This window comes from Pseudomonas lactucae (assembly GCF_036688725.1).
Classification (GTDB): domain Bacteria; phylum Pseudomonadota; class Gammaproteobacteria; order Pseudomonadales; family Pseudomonadaceae; genus Aquipseudomonas; species Aquipseudomonas lactucae.
Map to the genome: position 1 here is coordinate 212,901 of NZ_JAQQPT010000012.1, position 7,508 is coordinate 220,408.

The window sequence follows — 7,508 nt, forward strand, 5'->3', positions numbered from 1 at the left end:
TCAAGCTTGCGGCTTGCCGCTGAGGTCCCTTATGAGAGTTCTGTTATTCGGCGCCACCGGCATGGTCGGCCAGGGTGTTCTGCGTGAATGCCTGCTGGCCGCCGACGTTCAGGAAGTCGTCGCCGTTGGCCGCACACCGTTGACCCAGGAACACGGCAAGTTGCACCAGGTGCTGCACAGCGACATGCTGGATTTCCAACCGCTGGAAAACCTGCTGCAGGGTTTCGACGCGTGCTTCTTTTGCCTCGGTGTTTCTTCGGCGGGTATGAACGAGGTCAAGTACACCCACCTCACGTATGACCTGACGCTGGTTGCCGCCAGCACGCTGGCGCGGCTTAACCCGCAGATGACGTTTATCTACGTGTCCGGCGCCGGTACGGACAGTTCCGAAGCGGGCAAGTCGATGTGGGCACGGGTCAAGGGCAAGACCGAGAACGCGTTGCTGCGCCTCCCGTTCAAGGCGGTGTATCTGTTCCGGCCGGGAGTGATCCAGCCGTTGCATGGCGTACGCTCGAAGACGCCGTTGTACCAGTGGTTCTACAGCGCGCTCGGGCCGTTGCTGTCGCTGGTGCGTCGGGTAAAACCGGGCTGGGTGGTGAGCACCGAAACAGTCGGCCGTGCGATGTTGGCGGCGGTGCGTCATGGCGCGCCGCAACCGCTGGTGGAGCAGGCCCAGATTCATCGCCTGGCCAGCGAGCGGCACTGAGGTTGCACAAACACAGCTTGATCAGCCGGCCGCAGGGTGTTTACACGTCTCGATAGACGCTACCAGGATGAGGGCGGTTGGCGACGGGTGTGGAAAATCCGCATTACTTGCAATCGCCCCTCTCGAATTCTGTAGGGGACGATGTATGGCCAGCGAGGCACCACCCATTCGCGCGTCCCAGGTACTCGACCCTCCTTCCCCATCGCTGGGAACTTCGCGACGTATTCAAGGCCACTCAAAATCGCCTGGACAAACTCATGGGCGGCTTTGGGGTTTTCTTCGGCGATGTAAGCCGCTTCATCGTCAAGGTTTCTAAGGGCAGCCCTCAGCCACTCAACCTGCATTGTTGCGCCATTTGTCGGCGACAGCTTTTACCTCGGCAGCTGTTGCGAAGTCACCCGCATCAGCTTCTTTCAGTGCTTTTTGAATCTCTTCGATTTGCCACGCTTCACGTGTCAAGTATTCGCGTAGCGCATCAACAGCAAGAAAGGATTTGCTGCGTCCGGTAGCCTTGGCGAGACTGGCAAGTGTGTGGGCAATGTCTTCGGGTATGCGTAGAGACATAACGGACATATGAACCTCAACGTAGTGATCTGTAGTGCAACATACTACCTTGTCGCCACAGCAACGGTTTGCCCCGTTCGTCAGGGCCTTTCTAATACGGAATCCTTATGTTTTCTGGCCTCAATCACCTGACCCTGGCAGTCACCGACGTGCCTCGTAGCGTCAGCTTCTACCATGACCTGCTGCAACTGCGGCTCGATGCCACCTGGGACAACGGGGCCTACCTGTCATTGCCAGGGCTGTGGCTATGTTTGTCGCTGGATCCACTGCGTGACTCGATGCCAACGGCCGATTACACCCATTATGCGTTTACCGCGGGTGCAGGCGATTTCGCTGCGCTGGTTGAGCGCCTGCGGGGCGCCGATGTGCAGGAGTGGCGCGACAACCGCAGCGAAGGCGCGTCGTTCTATTTTCTCGATCCCGATGGCCATAAGCTTGAAGCCCATGTCGGCGACCTGGCATCGCGCCTGCAAGCCTGTCGCACCCAGCCGTATGCCGGGATGAAATTTTACCCGTAGCCTCGGAACCGGCAGCATCCATCAACCGGTCACCTTCTGTCAGCGTCGCGCCCATGCCCCATTGCCATGGCCTGTTTGGCAGCAAACCCGCCTGAGGAGTCGATGACCGTTCGTCGTACTGGCAAGTTTTTTCTAAACCTTTAGCGTCCTGAAAATTCGAATTCAGGGCGGGGGTGTGTTCCCCCGCGCCAATTTTTGCCCTGGAGGAACCCATCATGAGCCGCATGGCTATCCGGTTACGCACCGCCAGCTTCGCGATGCTGCTGGGCCTCGGCGCCAGCAATGCTTTCGCCCAGTCGCCTGCTGAATTCATCGAGCAGGCCTCGGCCAAAGGCATGGCCGATATCGAAACCAGTCGCATGGCCCACGCCAAGACCTCATCCAAGGAAATCAAGGACTACACCATCGAGGTGATCAACGAGCGCACCCTGGCCAACCAGCACTTGGCGGCCATCGCCAAGAAGCTCGACCTGCCTGTGGCCCCGCGCGAAAAGATCGTCGACAAGGCCGAAACGCTGATGCCTGAACTCAAGGACGGCGACTCCTTTGACGCGGCCTACACCGCGCAACAGGTCAAGGAAAACGAAGACGCCATCGCGCTGTTCAAGCAGGAAGGCGCGGCGTCGGACGTCCCGGAAATAAAGGCCCTGGTGGATGAGACCCTGCCCAAGCTGGAGGAGCGCCTGCAGAAGGCGCGTGCCTTGGCATCGACCTACGGTAAAGGTCATCAAGGCGACGGTTGATTCCTGCGTGCAAATACAAAACGGCGGTTGGAGCCTCTCCAACCGCCGTTTTTTTACGCCTGGTTCAGGTCGGTCTTGGCGGGCGTCGCGTCGTTGCCGTTAACACTCAACGTGTCGGTCTTGCCAATTTCACGGTATTCCTCACGCAGTTTTTCCAGGGTCTTGCGGTCCAGGCCGTCGAGGCTCAGCACTGCGTTCTGGGCATCCTTGGTGACGCGCAGCAGCTCGTCGATCTTGATGTGCAGAATGTCGTTATCGCGGTTCTGTGTGTTCTGGATCAGGAACACCATGAGGAAGGTGATGATGGTGGTCGAGGTGTTGATGATCAGCTGCCAGGTGTCGTTGTATTGAAAATACGGCCCGCTCAGGCTCCACGCCAGAATCAACCCCACCGCCGTGTAGAACGTCCGGGGGCTGCCCGCCCAGCGCGACAGCTTTTGTGAGACTGCGGAGAATTTCATGACCGGTTTCCTCAAAAGTGGGTGATGAAAATACTGACCGCAGTCCTGTGCTGAAATTTCTTTTTACAAATAGCCAGCTCACGAACGCTGTAGTTTTTTCTCCAGATTTTTCGGAGCGGGCCTACGGCGCCTCGATCGTGGCCGGCGCAACACTGGGCTTTTGGCTGGATATCCTCCGTGACTGCTACCGCCACCTGCGATCTGACCACGCTCTACCACCAGACCGAAGATCAGTTCTTTTCCACGACTTGCCCACTGCAGCGTCGTTATTGTGCTCGCGTCATTAGCTATTTCACCGATGAGTACGCGGCCCCTTGGAACTTGTTACTGGTGCGTGTGGGTAGAGCCTGTCGTGATGATGCAAGGGTTGCGACGTTGGACCAGATTCGCCGTACCTTGCTGCCGGTCCAGGTAGTGGTTCATGAGGAAAATGCCGAGCAGTGGGGCGCGCTGCTGATTGGGGCCGGTTTCCAGGCTGCCGAAAAGACCACTGCGATGGTTTTGGAACTGTCGCGCTTTGTTCCGTGCGTGAGCGAGTGCTGTTCGCAGATAAGCCTGACTCGAAACTTGGATGACTGGGCAGCCCCCCTGGGCAGTGCGTTCTCGATACTCCCGGAGGGGGTCAAGCACTATCAGGCCCGGCACCAGCGAGCCTTGGACGCCGGTCAATCGCTTTACCATTTCACCTTGTCCATGGCGGGACAGGTGATGTCTTGCCTGACGTTGTCGATAAGCGATGCGGGCGCCAGGCTCAATGATGTGGGAACGATGGCCGGATACCGTGGAAAAGGCTATGGCACTCGATTGATTCAAGCGGCGCTGCTTCACGCCTCCAGGCTGGGCGCCCAACGCTGCTTTCTGGAGGCGTCAGAGAAGGGCTGCTCGCTCTACCGCACGTTGGGTTTTGAGCCTTTGTTCGATTACCAGTCGTTTACTCGTGGTCCGATCGCAGGTGCATGATCAGAAGGGCAGTTTTACCTGGCCGCGATCTTCGTGCGTTAACAGATACTGCTTGGCCTCAAGCCCTCCGGCAAATCCGGTCAAGGTACCCGAGGCCCCTATGACCCGATGGCAAGGTGCAATGATCGAGATTGGATTGCGCCCATTGGCGGCGCCGACTGCACGCACGGCTTTGGGGTTGCCGATCTGCCGGGCGATCTGGCTGTAGCTGCGGGTCTCGCCAAACGGGATGGTTAGCAGGGCTTGCCAGACTTGCTTCTGAAAATCGGTACCGGCGAAGTCCAGTTCCAGCTCGAACCGGTTGCGTGTGCCAGCGAAGTATTCGTTCAATTGGCGCTGCGCTTCCAGCAGTACCGGGCTGTCGTTGGCTTCGTGCAGTGGGCCCAGGCGTACTCGGTTGGCGCGTTCTGTTTCCCACAGGATGGCGCAAAGTTTGCCATCGCGCGCCACCAGCGTGAGTTGACCGACGGGGGAGGGCATGAGCGTGTATTCGCAGGACATGGGTGGCTCCTCAAAAGGCAGGTGCAAAAGGTGATGTCGCCACTGTAGTTGCATTCTCTCGGTCGGAAACTACGTTTCTTGCGATCAAATTCCCTTTGGACTTAGAAATTCCAGTGAATCCAACTGGAGAGAGGCGGGTACCAATAAAGCCGCGAAATATAATAAAGACCCATCGGCAGCGACGCCGTGCCTATCAGGCCGAACGAGACCGTATTGAGCACTGTGGTCACCAATGCCAACCCACTCACGCGGCGGCTTGCGTGATGCCAAGCAACCCAAGTGCCATACGCCGATGCCGCGATGGATCCCGATGCCAGCAAAAGTCCCAGCGGGTATGGCAGTCTCACCAAGGCAAGCAGAAACGGCAAAACCAGTACCCAACCCACCACCTGGCGCAGTATGGGTTTTGGCGTGTGTTGTCCAGGTTCGAGCATTACAGTAGTCCCGTTCTGTGGGCTTGAGGAGCCGGCATTATCTGGGTAGCGGCCGTTTGCCGCTGTAGGACTTTGCTGACGAGGTGTTACCGATCCTGTTGCAATACCTTGAGCGCCGCCGACGCCAGAAAACCCGAGCGGCTTTTTTCTTCAGGGTGGTGCAGCACGTATTCATCGATGCGGTTCAACAGATAGCCCGGCAGGGTGATGTTGAGTTTCTGCGCCTTGCCCAGGTACTTGGTGACATCGATGTCGACGACCGCCCAGGTGCAGCCTGCGTAGTGCGGGTTGGCGGCATGCACGGTGACTTTTTGCGCGCCTGGAATCGGCGCGCCGTCTTCCGCCAGAATCTCGAAGTGCCCTTCGATCGCTTCACGGGCCATGGCCATGGCGTCGTCAAGATCGTCGCCAGCCGAGTAGCAGCCCGGTATATCCGGGACTTCCACGCCCCAGGCGTGGTCTGCGTCGCCGGTTGAAATTGCGATGGGATACAGCATAAGCGTTGTCCTCCAGGGACGATTGACTCAACAGAGCCTGTTTCAAAATGCTCTTGGCGGTCTTGTCCAACAGGTCCTTTTTGGGATGGGGAACCGTGACCAGCCCCGGTTTGGTCGGGTGCTTGAAATGATGGTGACTGCCGCGGGTGCGTACCAGGTACCAGCCGTCTGCAACGATGTGACCTATCAAATATCGACTATCCACAACACCTCCTTGTGGTGTGTGGTGGTGGAGGCTATAACCACTGAAAATAAAATATCAACACTCTACCTACCAGCGGTCGATGCCTGATGTTTCGGTGAGCGCTGAATGAAGTGTATGAGCCAAAGGAAAGGGCGTCGGGGAGAGGTGTTGCGAGGTTTTGCGCCAGGAGCGAATGCTTTGCCTATTGCCAAAATTTGCAGCGGGAATGGGGCGCGCGCGAGTGGTTTTGAAGCTTGCGACATTGCCTACGCAACCATCAGAATCGCCCGAGTTGTGCGCTTTGGGCGACCTCTTTAAGGTTCGTCAGCCGCTGCCCATCAGCGGTCGGGTTTAGTAGCCCGATGAAAAAATAATCTGGCGTACGGCTGTCCTTACTGTCAGGCACTTTCATGCCTGTGCTTATTGGTAGCTGTGCGCAGGGCGCTCTCGGGCGCGCCGGTTTTCGGATTGTTTTTCCCGGTCTACTAACCTGCGTACAGCTGCCACCCTTACCCCTTGGGTGGTGGTCCCTAACGAGGATCAACAGATGTGTACTGATTCATGTAATCCATCCGTAAAACTGTTCAGCGTCCGTCCCGAGGTCAACACCGAATCGTTGCTCGCCAATGCCTACGAAACCATCGCGGGTGCTGGCGCGATGACCAACGAGTTCGCCGAAAGCCTGCCTTCCCAACATCGCTATCTGGCTTTGGCTATTCAACAGATGATTGAGCTGGGTCTGATGCTGGTCGAAGCGGCGCAGGACCGCGTGGACCGAGCCGCCTAAGTCACGCGAACACCGCAACAGGCTTGCCTTCCCAGGCCGCCCATACCAAGGGGGAGGGGAGCCGATACGCACGGATATTAAAAGGGCGCCGCCAGCGAAAACGGAATGCGCAACGCACCGATAGCCCCGTCACGCACACCGCACATTTCGTCATGCACGCACTGCTGCACCAACACACAGGGAAACGCTGGAACGCGCTGCAACAGGTCGCGTAGATGAGTGCTGGAGCGCAGACGCAGGGTCTTGCCGTTATCATCCAGCAGAGTCTTTTCGCCGTGCTCCAACTTCACCCGCGCAATATAGAAACCGCCCTCCAGCGACAGCAGTTGCAACTCTTGTATTTCGCCTTTTTCGGCCAGTTCGCTCAACGTCTGCAAATTCATGTTTCACCCTCGCTTCGCACGTTATTGGCGACGAAAGAACAACGTGACCTGACCCCATTCCACGCCGAACTTGGACATGCTCGAACGGTTGATCATCGTGTCCTCGTCCATCAGGTACATCCAGTCGTCGAAGCTCACCTCGTACACCGAGCCATCCACCGGCAGGTTCAGACGATAGCGCCAACGCAGCGCATTACCGGCCACCTCGCCGCGGGCTTCGCCGACCAAATCACCCGCCCGTCCGCGCCAGCGCCCCGGGCCATCGGGGGTGAGCGTCCACACACGCTGCTGGCGCGTGCCGTCGCTGTACAGGAAGCGTTCGTCGAGAATCAGCGCGTTACCTTCGCGTCGGCTGGCAATCTCCACCTCGAAGCGCTTGGCCACTTCTCCCGAGCGCTTCTCGAAGATGCCCCAGGCCTTGACGGGTTTGCTGAAGAAGCGCTCCAGGTCCAATGTCGGTCGCTGGTCGGCATAGTGTTCCACCCCAACGCCTGTGCAACTGCACAGGCTGAGTAGCAGCAACAGTGAAACCAGAAGACGTGGCATGGCCGGGCTCCTCGATCACACGCGACGGGGTGCCGGTGCTCAAGGCTTGATGGTTGTACAAAAATATAATTTTGTATAGGTTTCGCTCCGAAAAAACCGGGCAAATGGTCTGAACCCAAATTTCGCCCATAAAAAAACCGACCATCACAGGCTGTGTGAAAACCTAGCAATCTGCGCAGCGCTCGAAGAAAATGCTCCGTATCGAAAGATACGGAGCATTTTTC

The 7,508-nt window shown here is 57.8% G+C and carries 13 protein-coding genes and 1 pseudogene; 5 read left to right on the forward strand and 9 right to left on the reverse strand.

What is annotated here, in order from left to right; genetic code table 11:
• Positions 1-31: 31 nt before the first annotated feature.
• A complete protein-coding gene (locus tag V6M90_RS16015) occupies positions 32-706 on the forward strand; it encodes an NAD(P)H-binding protein (RefSeq protein ID WP_003172443.1) in 675 nt (224 codons plus the stop codon).
• Positions 707-765: 59 nt separating this feature from the next.
• Here the strand turns inward: V6M90_RS16015 and V6M90_RS16020 are convergent, their stop codons facing one another.
• Positions 766-1,050 (reverse strand): type II toxin-antitoxin system RelE/ParE family toxin, encoded by a 285-nt coding sequence (locus V6M90_RS16020; RefSeq protein WP_042944318.1) that lies wholly within the window; start codon positions 1,048-1,050, stop codon positions 766-768.
• The gene (locus V6M90_RS16025) at positions 1,040-1,279 is read right to left on the reverse strand and encodes a CopG family ribbon-helix-helix protein (RefSeq protein ID WP_003172444.1); all 240 of its coding nucleotides are present in this window, start codon (positions 1,277-1,279) and stop codon (positions 1,040-1,042) included. Before V6M90_RS16025 ends, V6M90_RS16020 begins: the two co-directional genes overlap by 11 nt.
• Positions 1,280-1,377: 98 nt before the next feature.
• Between V6M90_RS16025 and fos the strand changes: the two genes are divergently transcribed.
• Both fos and V6M90_RS16035 read left to right on the forward strand, forming a co-directional pair.
• Positions 1,378-1,788, forward strand: coding sequence for a fosfomycin resistance glutathione transferase (gene fos, locus V6M90_RS16030; RefSeq protein ID WP_332846762.1), 411 nt, complete (start codon positions 1,378-1,380; stop codon positions 1,786-1,788).
• Between the two features lie 215 nt (positions 1,789-2,003).
• Positions 2,004-2,531: a DUF4142 domain-containing protein gene (locus V6M90_RS16035; RefSeq protein ID WP_042944321.1), complete on the forward strand. Its 528-nt coding sequence runs from the start codon at positions 2,004-2,006 to the stop codon at positions 2,529-2,531.
• Between the two features lie 53 nt (positions 2,532-2,584).
• Here V6M90_RS16035 and V6M90_RS16040 read toward each other — a convergent pair whose 3' ends face one another.
• Complete coding sequence (locus V6M90_RS16040) at positions 2,585-2,992, reverse strand: low affinity iron permease family protein (RefSeq protein ID WP_141064228.1); 408 nt, start codon at positions 2,990-2,992, stop codon at positions 2,585-2,587.
• A gap of 177 nt (positions 2,993-3,169) precedes the next feature.
• On the opposite strand from V6M90_RS16040, the gene V6M90_RS16045 reads away from it, so the two are divergent.
• Positions 3,170-3,952, forward strand: a complete 783-nt coding sequence (locus V6M90_RS16045) for a GNAT family N-acetyltransferase (RefSeq protein WP_003172449.1) — start codon at positions 3,170-3,172, stop codon at positions 3,950-3,952.
• Here V6M90_RS16045 and V6M90_RS16050 read toward each other — a convergent pair whose 3' ends face one another.
• The 4 genes and pseudogenes from V6M90_RS16050 to V6M90_RS16065 all read right to left on the reverse strand — a co-directional run.
• A complete protein-coding gene (locus tag V6M90_RS16050) occupies positions 3,953-4,453 on the reverse strand; it encodes a methylated-DNA--[protein]-cysteine S-methyltransferase (RefSeq protein ID WP_003172450.1) in 501 nt (166 codons plus the stop codon). It lies immediately after the preceding gene.
• A gap of 101 nt (positions 4,454-4,554) precedes the next feature.
• Complete coding sequence (locus V6M90_RS16055; RefSeq protein WP_141064226.1) at positions 4,555-4,887, reverse strand: hypothetical protein; 333 nt, start codon at positions 4,885-4,887, stop codon at positions 4,555-4,557.
• Positions 4,888-4,973: 86 nt separating this feature from the next.
• Positions 4,974-5,384, reverse strand: coding sequence for a type II toxin-antitoxin system HicB family antitoxin (locus V6M90_RS16060; RefSeq protein ID WP_003172451.1), 411 nt, complete (start codon positions 5,382-5,384; stop codon positions 4,974-4,976).
• 28 nt (positions 5,385-5,412) lie between these two features.
• Positions 5,413-5,589: pseudogene (locus V6M90_RS16065) on the reverse strand (type II toxin-antitoxin system HicA family toxin); the annotation flags it as partial.
• 526 nt (positions 5,590-6,115) lie between these two features.
• Between V6M90_RS16065 and V6M90_RS16070 the strand changes: the two are divergent.
• The gene (locus V6M90_RS16070) at positions 6,116-6,355 is read left to right on the forward strand and encodes a DUF6124 family protein (protein ID WP_003172454.1); all 240 of its coding nucleotides are present in this window, start codon (positions 6,116-6,118) and stop codon (positions 6,353-6,355) included.
• Between the two features lie 77 nt (positions 6,356-6,432).
• Here the strand turns inward: V6M90_RS16070 and V6M90_RS16075 are convergent, their stop codons facing one another.
• On the reverse strand, positions 6,433-6,738 hold the full coding sequence (locus V6M90_RS16075) for a DUF6482 family protein (protein WP_003172455.1): 306 nt from the start codon (positions 6,736-6,738) through the stop codon (positions 6,433-6,435).
• 21 nt (positions 6,739-6,759) lie between these two features.
• The gene (locus V6M90_RS16080) at positions 6,760-7,284 is read right to left on the reverse strand and encodes a DUF3833 domain-containing protein (protein ID WP_332846763.1); all 525 of its coding nucleotides are present in this window, start codon (positions 7,282-7,284) and stop codon (positions 6,760-6,762) included.
• Between the last annotated feature and the right edge of the window lie 224 nt (positions 7,285-7,508).

Bases quoted from the DNA above. Each gene is read 5' to 3' on its own strand.
- V6M90_RS16035 (WP_042944321.1), top strand. From the start codon at position 2,004: ATGAGCCGCATGGCTATCCGGTTACGCACCGCCAGCTTCGCGATGCTG.
- V6M90_RS16015 (WP_003172443.1), top strand. From the start codon at position 32: ATGAGAGTTCTGTTATTCGGCGCCACCGGCATGGTCGGCCAGGGTGTT.
- fos (WP_332846762.1), top strand. From the start codon at position 1,378: ATGTTTTCTGGCCTCAATCACCTGACCCTGGCAGTCACCGACGTGCCT.
- V6M90_RS16075 (WP_003172455.1), bottom strand. From the start codon at position 6,738: ATGAATTTGCAGACGTTGAGCGAACTGGCCGAAAAAGGCGAAATACAA.
- V6M90_RS16050 (WP_003172450.1), bottom strand. From the start codon at position 4,453: ATGTCCTGCGAATACACGCTCATGCCCTCCCCCGTCGGTCAACTCACG.
- V6M90_RS16020 (WP_042944318.1), bottom strand. From the start codon at position 1,050: ATGCAGGTTGAGTGGCTGAGGGCTGCCCTTAGAAACCTTGACGATGAA.
- V6M90_RS16025 (WP_003172444.1), bottom strand. From the start codon at position 1,279: ATGTCCGTTATGTCTCTACGCATACCCGAAGACATTGCCCACACACTT.
- V6M90_RS16060 (WP_003172451.1), bottom strand. From the start codon at position 5,384: ATGCTGTATCCCATCGCAATTTCAACCGGCGACGCAGACCACGCCTGG.
- V6M90_RS16080 (WP_332846763.1), bottom strand. From the start codon at position 7,284: ATGCCACGTCTTCTGGTTTCACTGTTGCTGCTACTCAGCCTGTGCAGT.
- V6M90_RS16055 (WP_141064226.1), bottom strand. From the start codon at position 4,887: ATGCTCGAACCTGGACAACACACGCCAAAACCCATACTGCGCCAGGTG.
- V6M90_RS16040 (WP_141064228.1), bottom strand. From the start codon at position 2,992: ATGAAATTCTCCGCAGTCTCACAAAAGCTGTCGCGCTGGGCGGGCAGC.
- V6M90_RS16070 (WP_003172454.1), top strand. From the start codon at position 6,116: ATGTGTACTGATTCATGTAATCCATCCGTAAAACTGTTCAGCGTCCGT.